This is a genomic window from Geitlerinema sp. PCC 9228, from assembly GCF_001870905.1.
GTDB lineage: Bacteria > Cyanobacteriota > Cyanobacteriia > Cyanobacteriales > PCC-9228 > PCC-9228.
Genome location: NZ_LNDC01000131.1, coordinates 59740 through 73621 on the forward strand (window position 1 = coordinate 59740; position 13882 = coordinate 73621).

Consider the following 13882-nt stretch of genomic DNA (forward strand, 5'->3'; position numbering starts at 1 on the left):
TTGAAAAAGCGACTGGTGGTAATCGATGGCAATTGTCTAAAACAGTAGCAATCCGGGAGAAATATTCTCCCGCATCGGACTTTGGTTGCAACTTAGAGAAAAAAACAATTATGATAGCCCCAGTTACCGATCCCCAAGCTGCCAACGTAGCTTTAGCCCAGAATTCCGCTGTTATCAATCCCTACGCCCTAGCAGAATTGATTGCCGGTCGGCGTTTGCAGTGGAAACAAATGTCCCATCCCACCCAAGTTTTAGAAGACCTACTACAAACTCCCTACGAAGAACTGTTCGACCCGAAATTTCAAGGGCCTTTGTACGTGGGATTGCAATTGAACGAGAAGCTACAATTAGAACCAGTGCGATCGCCCTTACTCGATTTAGAACTGCAACTCGATACCAACGATTTGGAAGATGCCCTATCTCTCGACCCCAGTCAAATTGCCAAGTTAGGGGATTTGGGACCGCGCTTGCAAGTGGAAGATGTGGGCACCATTGAAGTCAAACGCGCGGAAATGGTGGGAGATTATTTCATGAAACTCACCATACGCAAACCAGAAAGCGATCGCTTGCAACGGCTGTCGCGGGTTCTCTCGAAAGATATTGTCCGAGCAATCTCTCCCGACCCGCAAACCAGCAGCAAATCCAAAGAATGGACCCCACCCAACGGTACTTGGAGCGACCCCGGACGATTTTTTAACGAAGCCACCGAATTTTTTGACCCCATTCAAGGTGCCGTTGCCAACTGTTACTACATTGCTGCTCTATCTGCTGTTGCTTGGGCGAAACCGTATCAAATTGCCCATTTAACCCGCGCCACTGGATTGAGCCAGCAAAATTTTACCAATTTAATTCGTTTTTACCAACCTGATAGCAATGGTACGGTAGATAAAGAAATTGAAGTCACCGATTCTGTACCTCTCAATAGTTCTTCCGGGAATTTTATTTACGCGCGTTCCAGCGAAACTGGCGAAATCTGGCCCGCTGTTTACGAAAAAGCTTACGCCAAATACAAAACCAACACCAGTAGCGATCGCCCTGACATCACCGCCACCGCCTGGGGAGACTGCGTCCGCGCCACCGCCGAACTCACGGGTGGAAAGCGGTTCTACTACAGCACCAACAGTATGTCTGCCGACGAACTGTGGAGTTTAGTACGTGCCAACTCCCGCAGTCGCCGTACATTTAACCCCATGACCTGCTGGACTTATTCTACCGATAGCGCTGCCGACCAAGACCTCAACTACAGCGATGCCAATATTGTCGCTTCTCACTGCTATACAGTTATGGGATGGGATTATCGCAACGAGAAAAAATACATTATCTTGCGCAACCCTTGGGGCGTCACCGAAGCCACCGTACAAACCTTAGATAGCACTGTCTGGCTGTACGACATTAGCTGGTGGCGACCGATTAATCTCACCCTCACCGACGGCACGTTTGCCATTGAAGCTTCTGCATTCAAGAAATACTACGCTGGTATAGGGGTGGTCAAATAGCATCATACCATTATTGTCTGAACAACCCTGATTGACCTGGTAGGGGCACAACGCGTTGCGCCCCTACAACGCGTGAGCATACCTACCAAAATCCCCGATTGTTTATTGCAAACTTTTAAGGAAATGGTATTACAAATGCAACCAAGCAGTTACCGCCAGTGCCAACGCATCCGCCGCATCGTCGGGTTTGGGAATGCTATCTAGCTGCAATTCCCGCGCTACCGCATCTTGAACTTCTTCTTTTTCGGCATTGCCGTATCCCGTTAGCGTTTGCTTCACCGTACCGGGGATAAATTCAACAAAGTTCAAATTGTGTTGTGCTAAAACGAGCATAATAATTCCCCGGGCTTGAGCTACCAAAATGGTATTGCCCATGCGATAGAAAAATAATTTCTCCACCGCCACGAACTGCGGTTGGAATTGTTTCATGAGGTCGTGCAAATCTTCGTAGAGAGTTTGCAACCGTTGGGGCAGTTCCGTTTTCGCGGGGGTTTGGATAATGCCAAAATCTACGACGGTAGCGCTTTGCTTTTGGCTTTCGCTAATATCAATGGCACCAAATCCTAATGTTGCAAGTCCCGGGTCTAATCCCAAAATCCGTTTTTCCATGAACGCAACGGTACCAAATCGGAAAAATTCAGTAATTTCCCGGTGTTTTGGGGTGGGCATTGCCCACCCTACTACTGCTATTCTTCGGGCATTTCCAGACCGAATACCTGACAGAAACTTTGCTGTACCTTGTAGCCGGAGTCTACCGATTCTAAGGGGTCTTTGCGCAGGCGGTGGCGCAGACACATGGTGATGACTCGCTGGATGTCTTCCACCGTTACGTGATTGCGTCCTTCCAAAGCCGCCAAAGCCTTGGCAGCGCGGTTGGTGACAATATCGCCACGCAAGCCGTCTACGTCTAGTTCTCCGCAAACTTGGGAAATTTTGACGCGCAGGTCGTACTCAATTTCCACCTGCCCCAGTCGTTCTTGGGCATCGACAATTTGCCGCCGCAGGGTATCTTGCTGTTCTTGGTAGTGTTGCAGAAATTCCTGGGGATTTTGGTCGAATTGGGTCCGTTGTTCCACGATTTTGACCCGGAGGTTGGGGTCTCTGACCGTGCGAATTTCCGCATGCATTCCAAAACGGTCTAGTAGTTGGGGACGCAGTTCGCCTTCTTCTGGGTTGCCCGACCCCACAAGTACAAAACGCGCTGGGTGGCGAATGGAAATGCCTTCCCGTTCTACCACGTTCCAACCGGAGGCGGCGGAGTCTAGCAACACGTCTACTAGGTGGTCGTCGAGGAGGTTGACTTCGTCTACGTAGAGAATGCCCCGGTTGGCTTTGGCGAGCAAACCTGGTTCAAAAGCGCGAACGCCTTCGGATAGGGCTTTTTCAATGTCGATGGTACCGCAAACGCGGTCTTCGGTGGCCCCTAGGGGCAAATCGATCATTTGGACTTTGCGTCGGCTGACGGGTAGATGTTCCCCATTGTCCAAGCGTTCCCGGACTTCATCGCTCATGAGGTCCGTATCGTTCGGGTCGCTGTTGTAGGGGTCGTCGGCGACAATGTCTACTTCTGGTAGCAAATCCGCTAAAGCCCGAATGGTGGTGGATTTGCCCGTACCGCGATCGCCCATAATCATGACGCCACCGATTTTTGGGTCGATTGCGTTTAGCAGTAGGGCCAGCTTCATTTCATCTTGCCCGACGATGGCTGTAAAAGGGAAAACAGCTCGTTGTCCTTTGCGGGCTACAGACACCGACTGTTCGTTGTTGTTAAGTGTTGGCGTAGCTTGTTGAGCGTTCAAACTCACGGAACTCCCCAATTTTATAAACTTTTGTTGTCGCCATCCTATTGTGCCATATTCTCTGGGTGCCTACGCTAGATAATCGCCTCTGTTGGGCAAATCAAGCGGTTGCCGAACAAGTCATACTTTCCATGGCACGACGGGCGGCTTCTAAATCGTAAGGAAAAGGACATTTAAGAGCCTGATAGTCCCGTTCGTGGGGTTCTCCGTGGCGCAAGACGGCGTTGACCAGCAAACAGGTTTCTGGGTTGAGATTGATGGCACCGTGGGGAACGCCTGGGGGAATTTTGACGACTTGCGGTTGTTGGTCGCTGAGGGGAATGTATTGGTACTCGCGGTTTTGCAGGGTTACCAAAACGAAGCTACCGCGTACGACCAGCAGTTGGTCGGTTTGGAAATGGTGGACAAACAGATCGTCAATGGTATTGCCGGAGATTTCCACCAGCATGGTTTCGTTGCTGGATTGGGGTTGGTAAAACTCTGCCATGCCTCCTTTGAAGGAAGGAAGCGAACGGATTTCTATCTGCCGAGTTTGACCCATTTTGGTTGTCTCCTTTGGAAAAGCTTTCTGAGGATTTTGTAAAAAAATTTTGCTTTATTTTTAGTATAGCGAGTTTTTTATAAAAAAATGTGACGAGTCGCACAAAAAATGCACACAATATGATATTGGGATTTTTATTTGCCCAAAAGACGATGCCTCCAAGCCTGCAATCCCCACGCCGCCAACCCACATCCGAGGGCGTAGTGGGGAAAATCCCACCAGGAAAAGACACCTCCTAGTAGGGTTTTGCCGGCGAAAGTAGCCCGCAGGGTTTGCAGCCAAGCAGGTTGCCACAGTTGCAAAAATTCCAAAACACTGGTAGCGATAAAGATACCTAGGGCGATTTTGACAGGCTGAATTTGTGGAAAAAGCAATGAAATTAACAAAATCCAGAAAATTTCGTAGACGATGCCGCCAGCGTAGTTATGGAACCATCCCTCGAAAATGCCTGTATAGGCTTTGGTAGCCAATCCCAAAGGAATTACAATGACTGCAGCGACAACCAAAGACCAGCGATAGCGACGTTGGGGAGAACTGTCTGAGTTCGGGAACGGAAAAAAAGGCCAGGCCATAGAGCATTAAAAATTGTTACTTTAAATATAAGAATGGGACCGGACAGCGATCGCTGTACCACTGCCAACTATATTTTGATTGAATTTAATATGACTTCTTCCAACTCCAACCCCCAAACCACCGAAACTACCGAAACCACCGAAACCACCGAAACCAACCAAACGGCGGAAACGACTCAAACGCAAACCCCCTCAGAACCACCCCCAAGCTACACCAAGCTAGCCATGCGTAACATGGTTCGCAAGCGAGGTAGGGCATTGCGACATTTTGTCTTAACTGCCATTGGTTTGCTGGGCGTTTTGGTAGGACTTTCCTATTTAACGCGATAGCTCATTGGATATAACATTTTCATCGATACTTGTAGATATGTTGGGATAAGGGCGAACCTCCTTCCGCAATCTTAGGGAAGACCGTTCGCCCCTATATTGTTATCGTGGAAATTGCTCTTGACTAACCCAATCACTGGACAAAAATTGACATTCGTGTCGATTGCGTTCGGTTAGTCCAGCCTTGGTCTCGTAGCAGACTCCAGGAAGTAGCAGTTTTCTCTATACGAAAGCTAGGGAAAATTGAAAAAAACCATCGCCAAATCTGTCATTTATGCAAGTTGAAGTTACCGTTCAAGAATTGGTCTCCCAGCTGCCTATCGCTGCCGAAACCTGGCAAACTTGGTTCGGCGAGTGGTTGCAAAACTTACAAACCGACCTGCCAGAAGCGGCAGGATACGAACTCAGCTTGCGTTTGACCGACGATGGGGAAATTAGCCAGTTGAACGCTACCTATCGCCAGAAAAGTCAACCCACCGATGTTCTGGCATTTGCGGCATTGGAAAACGAACATCCCCATCCCGAGGATTGGCATTCCTATCCCTTGTATTTGGGGGATATTGTGATTTCTGTAGAAACGGCCACCCGTCAAGCCGAAGCTAGAGGTCACGATACCAAAGTGGAACTGGCGTGGTTGGCAACCCACGGATTGTTGCATTTGTTGGGATGGGATCATCCCGATGAGCAGAGTTTGCAGCAGATGTTGCAGCGGCAAGCCAGTTTGTTGGAACCTTTGGGGATCGTTCCTGCCGGAGAGACTTTTTCAAAATTTTAATAAAATTTTTCCGTATTTTCCCAGGAGAAGGTATTTTTGCTTAGACAATCTTGGGGACTCTAAAGTATAAAGTATGCAGAGAAAGGAAGGGGGAAGCCGCTATCGTGGGTTTTCCTGATGGAGAAAATCCACAGACGGGAACCATATAGTAGATGTGGCTTTCCTATTTTTTGGGGCGGTATCCCTGCAACCGCCATGTCCTGTATCTGGTACATTTATGCTGAGCGATCGCTTGCGGAGATTTACGTTGAAACAACCTCACCTCTCCGAAGACCAAAATTCAGTTCCTACTACCGACCAAGAAATGCCAGATGGCAAACTACCTTCCCATTCCCAAGTTCGTTCGTTGCATCGAGACTCTTCTTGGCAGGTAGCGACCAATATCTGGACCAGCTTTCGCTATGCCAGCAGCGGTATTTTCTATGCCTTTGCCACCCAACGCAACTTTCGCATCCACGTTATTATTGGTACAGCTGCGATCGCGTTGGGAACATTTTTGCGTTTGAGTCGGGTAGAAATGACCGCGATCGCCATCACCATTGGTTTTGTTTTGGCTATGGAACTGCTGAACACCGCCATAGAATCGGTGGTAGATTTAGCAGTCAAACAGTCCTACCACGAACTGGCGAGAATCGCCAAAGATTGCGCTGCCGGGGCGGTTTTGGTATCGTCTTTGGCAGCAGTGACCGTGGCAGGATACTTGCTGCTACCACCTTTGGTGGCTTTGGTGTGGCAATATATAAACTAATCGGTAATTTTTCGACGAACAAACCAGCCTCCCCCGGGCTGCGATCGCCGAACAATTGTTGTATCCTAACTATATCCCCACCCAAAACCCATCGTATTTTGCAGGAGTCCTTCTCTTGATTGTCGTTATCGATAACTACGATAGTTTTACCTACAACCTGGTCCAATATTTGGGAGAATTGGGACGCGAGTTGCCCGTAGCGGGCGATATTCGGGTCTATCGCAACGACCAAATTACCCTAGAAGAACTACAAGCCCTCCAACCCGATGGCGTGGTCATTTCTCCCGGTCCTGGTCGCCCCGAGGATGCGGGGGTTTCCATGGATATTATCCGCCAATTTGGTGCCCATTTGCCTATTCTGGGGGTATGTTTGGGACATCAAAGCATCGGTCAAGTTTTCGGCGGCAAGGTGGTGTCTGCCAAAGACCTGATGCATGGCAAAACGTCAGAAATTCACCATACCCAAAGCGGTGTTTTCCAAGGATTGCAAACGCCTCTCACCGCTACCCGCTATCATAGTTTAATTGTCGATCGCGATAGTTGTCCGGATGTGTTGGAAGTTACTGCTTGGGTAGACGACAATACCATTATGGGCGTTCGCCATCGGGAATATCCCCACATTGAAGGGGTTCAGTTTCACCCAGAGAGCATTTTGACTGACACTGGCAAGCAACTGCTGCGCAATTTTTTGGAAAGCTTGGAAAATAAAAAGGCTTGGCAGTAGGAAACAATTTCCGGTATTTTTGATTCGTTGGAGAACAATTCTCGGTCGCAACTCGGTCAAAATCAATTGCCACTCCCATGCAAAGAAGAAAGTTTATTCGCTACACCGCAGCCAGTTTTTTTGCCGCTGCCCTGGGTGGGGAGTTCGCCGGGCAAATGCCCTGGCAAAATGTCCAAGCCCAAACCGACAATTCCCTAAACATCCAGTGGTTGGGTCATACTTGCTTTTTGTTTTCCCACCAAGACCGGAAAATTTTGGTGAATCCCTTTCAAAACATTGGCTGTACCCAAGGATACCGCCAGCCGCAAGTGGAAGCGGATATGGTGTTTATCAGCAGTCACTTGTTGGATGAGGGCTATTACGAACCCGTTCGCGGTCGGTATAAATTGCTGATGGAATCGGGGATGTATCAGCTTGATGGGCTACAAGTACAAGGCATTAGTATGGCTCACGATCGCAAAGGAGGCGATCGCTTTGGTACAAATGTGGCTTGGCAGTGGATGCTAGCCGATATTAACATTTTACATCTCGGTGGGGCAGCAGCGCCTATTTCCTTTGAACAAGAAATTTTAATGGGAAAACCCGATTTATTGTTTCTTCCGGTAGGAAACGGACCGAAAGCCTTCGATCCTGAAACAGCCAAACAAGCTGTTGACACACTCAAACCTAAAGTTATCGTGCCTACCCACTATCTTACCCAAGCTGCCAACACGCAAGAGTGCGATTTGCTGCCTTTGGATAATTTTTTGCAGTTGATGCCGGATACACCAGTACGTCGTCTAGGTAGCGATACTTGGAATGGAACGGCTGCCGATATTCCCGAAGAGCAGACTATCCAAGTTTTTGAATACAACTTTGCTGCTGGCGGTTAGGGGATAAAAACCAAATTTATAACAATCCCACACCTTGGGCTTGGAAATCGTCGATGTTTTGTTGAGAAAACTCGTGGGTGGTCAAAGCCCGTAGGGTTTCTAGCGGTAAAGTGAGGTGATGGGAACCAGCGATCGCGGCATCGGCGGCTTCCTGGGAAGATTTGATGCTGGCGGTGAGAATTTCCATACGGCTGCCTTGCAAAACCTTTGCTACTTCCCGCAACAATGACGTACCATCGCCCATTAACCGGGTGGCGCGGTTTAAATAGACAATAGCATATTTAGCGCCACCTTCCTTGGCAACCAGGGCTTGGGCGGGGCTGTAGATAGCAGTCACCGAACAGGTAATTTCCGGGCTGAGACGCGCCAAAGCTTGAAATCCCGTTTCTGTGGCAGGAATTTTTAATACGGTAGCATTGCCAATGAGGTCGGTAGCAGCTTTGCCTTCGGAAACCATGCCATTCACATCGGTAGCGGTGAGTTGGTAGTAAAGAACTCCTGGGGTGAGTTCTGCCAGTTTGCGGAGGGTTTCTTTGACAGGGCGATCGCTTTTTGCCAGGAGGGTGGGATTGGTGGTGATGCCTTTGACCCATCCCCAAGTTTTGACGACTTCGGCATCCCGAACCATTGCGGAATCTAGGTATAATGCCATAAGGGATTCTATCTGAATACAGCCATTGTGGCTAGTTTAGCAAGATATTGGGGCAATTGTAAGTTTTCTTTATAGATACGGAAACAAATTGTTGTAGGCCCACTGGTTCGGAAAACCATATAACTGTGTAGTTACGATCCCAGTCACACTATCCGGATAACCGCGATCGCAGTAGTTACAAATATATAAATTTATAATAATAGCATAGGGTGCGCCTTGAGAAAACAGTTATTCTACGGAGGTAGGTTTTATGACATCCAACCCAGAAGACGACCAAAACCAACAACCCACCAAAAAAACGCCGGGAGAAGACAAGCAATCAACAGCGTTGGAAAATAATTTGCAAGATTTGGCAAAAGCGATCGCGGTGGAATTCGCGTGGAAATGGTCGGGATTGTTGCAGAGACAACGCCAGCAGGAAGATGGGAAAGAGGGGGAAGAGTGATAGGGAGCGTCGGGGCGTGGGAGCGTCGGGGCGTGGGAGCGTCGGGGCGTGGGGGCATGGGAGCGTGGGAGCATGGGGGCAGTCGTTTGTGTTCTGGAAATGAATAGCAATACGGAGTGGTATGGAAAATGAAATCTTGATTGTTTGTATGATTGGCTATGGCTGGTGAGAATGGAATTGCTATAAAGTTTCTAGAAGCGATCGCTAATTTCTGCAAAGAATTTATACCAAACTTTATTGTTTGAATACGCCAATCCGTCGGGGGAACCCCCGTGGCTGCCCTTGAAAAAGCGATCGCTACACCTAAAATTTCAGAAAAAATGATTCTCCCAAGCTCCCACGCTCCCACGCTCCCACGCTCCCACGCTCCCACGCTCCCACGCTCCCAAGCTCCCACGCTCCCAAGCTCCCACGCTCCCAAGCTCCCACGCTCCCAAGCTCCCACGCCCCCAAGCTCCCCTACATCGGATAAAATAACAACTTGCAGCTCAAAAATAACAAAAATGGCAGGCAAAGTTTACTTAGTGGGCGCTGGTATCGGTACGGGAGAATATTTGACCCGGCGTGGCTGGCAGTGTTTGCAGCAGGCGGATGTAGTGGTGTGCGATGCGTTGGCGGATATTGGTAATTTGTCGTTGCCGGTGGGTTGCGAGACGGTGGAAGTGGGCAAGCGTGGGGGAAAGCCGTCGTTTTCTCAGGAGTCGATTAATCGCCTGTTGGTGGATTACTGCCAGCAGGGAAAGCAGGTGGTGCGTTTGAAAGGCGGCGACCCGTTGATTTTTGGTAGGGCGCGATCGGAAATTGAGGCGTTGCAGGCGGCGGGTTGTGCGTTTGCGGTGGTTCCGGGGGTGTCTTCGGTGTTGGCGGTTCCGGCTTTGGCGGGGATTCCACTGACAGATGCTGCGTTGAGTCGCGGTTTTGCGGTGGTGACGGCACACAAACCGGAAGTTTTGGATTGGCAGGCGTTGGCGCGGTTGGATACGGTGGTAATTTTGATGGGAGGTCGTCGGCTGGCGGATATTGTAGGGCGGTTGCAGGCAGCGGGAAAAGCGGGAGATTGCCCGATCGCGATCGCGCGTTGGGGAGGTCATCCCGAACAGCAAGTTTGGCAGGGAACATTGGCGGATATTGTGGAGAAAACGGCGGGGGAATCCCTATCGCCGACGGTGATGGTGGTGGGGGAAGTGGTGAAATTGCGCGATGTCTTTAGCAAAGGCACGGCAACCTGGGATAATGAATCTATTGCAAGTATAAGAACCGAAGCCATGGTACAAGAACGACCTTTGATGGGGAAAACCATTTTGGTGACGCGCGCTGCCTCCCAGGCAAGCAGTTTTGGCGAACAGTTGCGGCAACAAGGGGCGTATGTGGTGCAGATGCCGGCGTTGGAAATTGGACCGCCGTCGAGTTGGGAACCGTTAGACAATGCGATCGCGGATTTATCGTCGTTTGATTGGTTGTTGCTGTCTTCTGCTAACGGGGTGACGTATTTCTTTGACCGTTTGGCGGCTGCTGGTAAGGATACCCGCGCTTTGGCAGGAGTGAAAATTTCGGTGGTGGGCACCAAAACCTCCCAAACGTTAGAACAATATGGGATACGTCCTGATTTTATCCCGCCGGATTTTGTGGGTGATGCGGTCGCTTCTCACTTTCCGGAGTCGGTAGCTGGCAAGAAAATGCTGTTTCCTCGCGTGGAAACGGGGGGTCGTCAGGCGTTGGTAAAAACGTTTCGAGAGCAAGGGGCGGAAGTGGTGGAGGTTCCTGCCTACGAATCGCGCTGCCCTAAAGGGATTGATGCGGATGCCCGACAAGCGCTCCATGGCAGGGGCGTGGATGTGGTGACTTTTGCCAGTTCTAAGACGGTGAAGAACTTTTACGAGTTGATTGACAAGGAGCCGAGTCTTTCTTGGGAATGGTTATCCCAAGCCGCGATCGCATCTATTGGACCGCAAACGTCAGAGGCTTGTCGCCAGTATTTGGGGAAGGTGGATATCGAGGCTACGGAATATACGCTGCCCGGACTAACAAAAGCGATCGAGCAGTGGTATGGTAAGGGATAGCCGTTGGCAAAAAAATAATTTTTGGTGCAAAATAGAAGCAACTCCGGCGGCAGCGTTGGTGTTTTCTTGGGTTGCTCTAGGAAAAAATAAGCCAACAGCCGCTATTTATCCCTGCTATTTCTGTTTTGCCGATGCAGTTTTTAGGACGTAGCGAGGAACAAAAGCGATTTCGCGAAATTTTAAAGCAAGTTCGCCCGGGAAAAATCACCAACTGGCGGCAGCTTTTGTTTCGAGATGTCAAGGATCTGTGGCCGCGATCGGCTAGCAAACAACCAAACCAACCTTTCCTGGTAATGTTCTATGGGGAAGGTGGTATGGGCAAAAGTAGTTTGATCCAACGGTTGCACGAAATTGCCCAGCAAGAGTCTCCTTATAAAGATCGCTTCAGAACGGTCTATTTGGACTGGGAAGAACGGCGAAACAATGTTTTGGGCTTGCAAGTTGGTTATCGTAACATCGAGCCAGAAGCAGTTTTAGAAGTTCTGTATGCCACCCTCAAACAAAAACTTGCAGGCAGGAATTTTAGAGAATACGAACAGACACGCCAGCGACTGAAAGCAGCGAAAGAAAAAGCAGAAAAAGCCTTAAAAGAATCCAAGCAAACGCAAAAACTTAAAGGCGAAATAGTCAACTGGACCGGTGAAACAGCTGCAAGGGTGATTCGCCAAGTACCTTTTGCTGAAGATATTTCTAGTAAATCCTTAGAACCAATTCTTAAAGAAGGAATTAAAGTAAGTGCGGAAGGGCTATACCAGCTACGTCAGTTCGTGCAAAATGCTATGAAAGCTTCAGAATACGAAATATACGCCCAACCGCGAGAAACCTTAGCGGCAGCACTTGGGCGAGATATTGCTGCCATAGCAACCAAGAAACCTTTGATTATCTTTTTGGATACCTACGAAGTTGTAGACCGTCATGAATGCGACTATACCCTACGGCGGGTTATACAAGAAAGTGGTAACGGCGTAGTTTGGGTAGTTGCCGGTCGTTCTAACTTAGCCGACAGTGGTTTGCGGGGAAAAGTTTATTTTCGCGGCTACCGACAGGATTTTCCCGAAGAACGCCTGTATGCCAAACCCATGAGCGAGTTTGGTTCCGAAGATATCCAGACATATTTCCAAAAAAAAGCCCCAGAACGCTTCGTTGAACTAACCGATACCGATTTTCAAAATATTGCTGAATTTAGCTTGGGCATTCCTTTGGTCGTTAGCGAAATTGCAGCAATGTGGAAGGATGGTGCATTTCTAGAAGAAATTTTAAAACCTAGTACAGGTACTAGCGGGGAAACAGCTCACCAAAAAGTCATTAACCAAACCAGCGAACGATTTTTGTTTCACTGTTTTTCCCCAAAAGAAGCAGAAACTGAAGAAGAAAGTAAAAAACGAGAAACTGATTTGCAAACCATCTATGCTATGGCAATGATGCGTCGCCCCGATCCAGAATTGTTGAAAGTGATGCTGAAAGTAGAAGATTTGGAGGTTGCATTACAATCGCTAAGGCAGCAATACGGATTTGTAGAAATAGAGCAGGGGCGTTTGCACGATAAATTGGAAGCGTTTCTCTGGGAATATTTGCTGGTTCCCACACTACGACAAGAGCAAAAAAATCGACAATTACATCGGAATGCTATTAAGTGGTTGAATGAATACCTAAAAGACTTAACCAAAGGAATTGCCGATACGGCAGAGCAACTGCAAGAAGATAAAATTGCCGAAACCATTGCCGATAAACTTCACCATAAATTTTGGCTTTCCGAAGAGGAAGGATGGCAATATTTGATACCGCGATTTGTGGAAGCTTGGCAGTACGATCGCACGCAAGCTCGGAATTTGTTGGAAGTTGTCGAAAGTTTTCGTATTAGTTTTAACAAAGATAGCCATCGGCGATGGAAGTTGTTGGATCGAGGAATGGATGCTTTTGCCGATCCGAAAGATGTGGAAGCTTTGCTAGCGGAGTTGGAAAAGTTGGCAGAACGTGGGTGGTTGGATAGAGAAGAAGAAACAGAACAACAAGCTATTTTGCAATTTAAGCACGGTGCATTACTTTACCGCCAAGAAAAATATCAGCAGGCACTTATTGCATTTTTGGAAGTAGAAGAAAAATCCCCCAAGAAAGCAAAACAATTGCGTCGAAATTTGGCAGAGGCATTGGCTGGAGTTGGTTCTATATTTGCTTGGTATGGATTTCATAAATATGCAGAGAATGCGGGAAATCAAGAAGAAATAAAAACAATACTAGAAAAAATATACTCTGTAGATTCAAATACGTATAAGCAATTACAAAAATTAGTTTCTCAGAATAGTGAAATTCCTATTAATCAAAGCAGTCATTACCAAAATGCAATCGTTGCCTTACAAAAATCTGTCGATCTCGAACGCAATCCTGTAATTTATTCTCAACTTAGTGAAATTTACCAACAAAAAGGAAATTACGAGGAAGCTATAGCTGCTGGCCAAAAAGCTCTCGATTTTGAATCGAAATCAAAAACTAAAAACTATTTCAAAAATGTAATAAATCTTTTCAAAAAACTGGGAGGTAATTATTATACTCAACTATACAACAATTTAGGCAATGCCTACAGTAACCAAGGAAAATACGAACAAGCGATCGCTGCCTACCAACAAGCTCTGGAAATCGACCCCAATTCTGCCTATGCCTACTTCAATTTAGGTCTTGTCTACAGTAACCAAGGAAACTACGAACAAGCGATCGCTGCCTACCAACAAGGTCTGGAAATCGACCCCAATGATGCCAGTGCCTACATTGGTTTAGGCAATGCCTACAGTAACCAAGGAAAATACGAACAAGCGATCGCTGCCTACCAACAAGCTCTGGAAATCGACCCCAATGATGCCAATGCCTACGGTAATT

Annotated in this window: 14 protein-coding genes; 9 read left to right on the plus strand and 5 right to left on the minus strand. The window is 48.0% G+C overall.

Annotated features, from left to right (window positions below; translation table 11 throughout):
• Positions 1–110: 110 nt before the first annotated feature.
• Positions 111–1496: a C2 family cysteine protease gene (locus AS151_RS13830; RefSeq protein ID WP_071517640.1), complete on the plus strand. Its 1386-nt coding sequence runs from the start codon at positions 111–113 to the stop codon at positions 1494–1496.
• Positions 1497–1625: 129 nt separating this feature from the next.
• On the opposite strand, the gene ruvC is transcribed toward AS151_RS13830, so the two are convergent.
• The 4 genes from ruvC to AS151_RS13850 all read right to left on the minus strand — a co-directional run bounded on the left by ruvC (position 1626) and on the right by AS151_RS13850 (position 4408).
• Positions 1626–2105, minus strand: a complete 480-nt coding sequence (gene ruvC, locus AS151_RS13835; protein ID WP_071517656.1) for a crossover junction endodeoxyribonuclease RuvC — start codon at positions 2103–2105, stop codon at positions 1626–1628.
• A 77-nt stretch (positions 2106–2182) separates the two neighbouring features.
• Positions 2183–3247 carry a magnesium chelatase ATPase subunit I gene (gene bchI / locus AS151_RS13840; RefSeq protein WP_244533015.1) on the minus strand — a complete coding sequence of 355 codons (1065 nt, stop codon included), beginning with the start codon at positions 3245–3247 and terminating at the stop codon, positions 2183–2185.
• Positions 3248–3395: 148 nt separating this feature from the next.
• A complete protein-coding gene (locus tag AS151_RS13845; protein WP_071517641.1) occupies positions 3396–3836 on the minus strand; it encodes a dTDP-4-dehydrorhamnose 3,5-epimerase in 441 nt (146 codons plus the stop codon).
• Positions 3837–3970: 134 nt separating this feature from the next.
• Complete coding sequence (locus AS151_RS13850) at positions 3971–4408, minus strand: DUF2809 domain-containing protein (RefSeq protein WP_071517642.1); 438 nt, start codon at positions 4406–4408, stop codon at positions 3971–3973.
• 90 nt (positions 4409–4498) lie between these two features.
• On the opposite strand from AS151_RS13850, the gene AS151_RS13855 reads away from it, so the two are divergent.
• From AS151_RS13855 to AS151_RS13875, 5 genes are all read left to right on the plus strand, one after another.
• Positions 4499–4738, plus strand: coding sequence for a DUF3285 domain-containing protein (locus tag AS151_RS13855; protein ID WP_071517658.1), 240 nt, complete (start codon positions 4499–4501; stop codon positions 4736–4738).
• A 271-nt stretch (positions 4739–5009) separates the two neighbouring features.
• Positions 5010–5510, plus strand: coding sequence for an rRNA maturation RNase YbeY (gene ybeY, locus AS151_RS13860; protein WP_071517643.1), 501 nt, complete (start codon positions 5010–5012; stop codon positions 5508–5510).
• A gap of 304 nt (positions 5511–5814) precedes the next feature.
• The gene (locus tag AS151_RS13865) at positions 5815–6258 is read left to right on the plus strand and encodes a diacylglycerol kinase family protein (RefSeq protein ID WP_071517659.1); all 444 of its coding nucleotides are present in this window, start codon (positions 5815–5817) and stop codon (positions 6256–6258) included.
• Between the two features lie 115 nt (positions 6259–6373).
• Positions 6374–6982: an aminodeoxychorismate/anthranilate synthase component II gene (locus AS151_RS13870; RefSeq protein WP_071517644.1), complete on the plus strand. Its 609-nt coding sequence runs from the start codon at positions 6374–6376 to the stop codon at positions 6980–6982.
• Between the two features lie 77 nt (positions 6983–7059).
• Positions 7060–7854: an MBL fold metallo-hydrolase gene (locus tag AS151_RS13875; RefSeq protein WP_071517645.1), complete on the plus strand. Its 795-nt coding sequence runs from the start codon at positions 7060–7062 to the stop codon at positions 7852–7854.
• Positions 7855–7870: 16 nt separating this feature from the next.
• Here the strand turns inward: AS151_RS13875 and AS151_RS13880 are convergent, their stop codons facing one another.
• Positions 7871–8506: a transaldolase family protein gene (locus AS151_RS13880; RefSeq protein WP_071517646.1), complete on the minus strand. Its 636-nt coding sequence runs from the start codon at positions 8504–8506 to the stop codon at positions 7871–7873.
• Positions 8507–8756: 250 nt separating this feature from the next.
• Here AS151_RS13880 and AS151_RS22200 point away from each other — a divergent pair, with 250 nt between their 5' ends.
• The 3 genes from AS151_RS22200 to AS151_RS13895 form a co-directional block, all read left to right on the plus strand.
• Positions 8757–8951, plus strand: coding sequence for a hypothetical protein (locus AS151_RS22200; RefSeq protein WP_071517647.1), 195 nt, complete (start codon positions 8757–8759; stop codon positions 8949–8951).
• A gap of 503 nt (positions 8952–9454) precedes the next feature.
• Positions 9455–11011, plus strand: a complete 1557-nt coding sequence (gene cobA, locus AS151_RS13890; protein ID WP_071517648.1) for a uroporphyrinogen-III C-methyltransferase — start codon at positions 9455–9457, stop codon at positions 11009–11011.
• Positions 11012–11142: 131 nt separating this feature from the next.
• The coding region (locus tag AS151_RS13895; protein ID WP_139240662.1) for a tetratricopeptide repeat protein at positions 11143–13882 on the plus strand (2740 nt) is incomplete at its 3' end.

Excerpts from the sequence above, each read along its gene's own strand:
- AS151_RS13865 (WP_071517659.1), top strand. The coding sequence starts at position 5,815 with ATGCCAGATGGCAAACTACCTTCCCATTCCCAAGTTCGTTCGTTGCAT.
- ruvC (WP_071517656.1), bottom strand. The coding sequence starts at position 2,105 with ATGGAAAAACGGATTTTGGGATTAGACCCGGGACTTGCAACATTAGGA.
- AS151_RS13850 (WP_071517642.1), bottom strand. The coding sequence starts at position 4,408 with ATGGCCTGGCCTTTTTTTCCGTTCCCGAACTCAGACAGTTCTCCCCAA.
- AS151_RS13855 (WP_071517658.1), top strand. The coding sequence starts at position 4,499 with ATGACTTCTTCCAACTCCAACCCCCAAACCACCGAAACTACCGAAACC.
- AS151_RS22200 (WP_071517647.1), top strand. The coding sequence starts at position 8,757 with ATGACATCCAACCCAGAAGACGACCAAAACCAACAACCCACCAAAAAA.
- AS151_RS13880 (WP_071517646.1), bottom strand. The coding sequence starts at position 8,506 with ATGGCATTATACCTAGATTCCGCAATGGTTCGGGATGCCGAAGTCGTC.
- AS151_RS13845 (WP_071517641.1), bottom strand. The coding sequence starts at position 3,836 with ATGGGTCAAACTCGGCAGATAGAAATCCGTTCGCTTCCTTCCTTCAAA.
- AS151_RS13830 (WP_071517640.1), top strand. The coding sequence starts at position 111 with ATGATAGCCCCAGTTACCGATCCCCAAGCTGCCAACGTAGCTTTAGCC.
- AS151_RS13875 (WP_071517645.1), top strand. The coding sequence starts at position 7,060 with ATGCAAAGAAGAAAGTTTATTCGCTACACCGCAGCCAGTTTTTTTGCC.
- cobA (WP_071517648.1), top strand. The coding sequence starts at position 9,455 with ATGGCAGGCAAAGTTTACTTAGTGGGCGCTGGTATCGGTACGGGAGAA.
- ybeY (WP_071517643.1), top strand. The coding sequence starts at position 5,010 with ATGCAAGTTGAAGTTACCGTTCAAGAATTGGTCTCCCAGCTGCCTATC.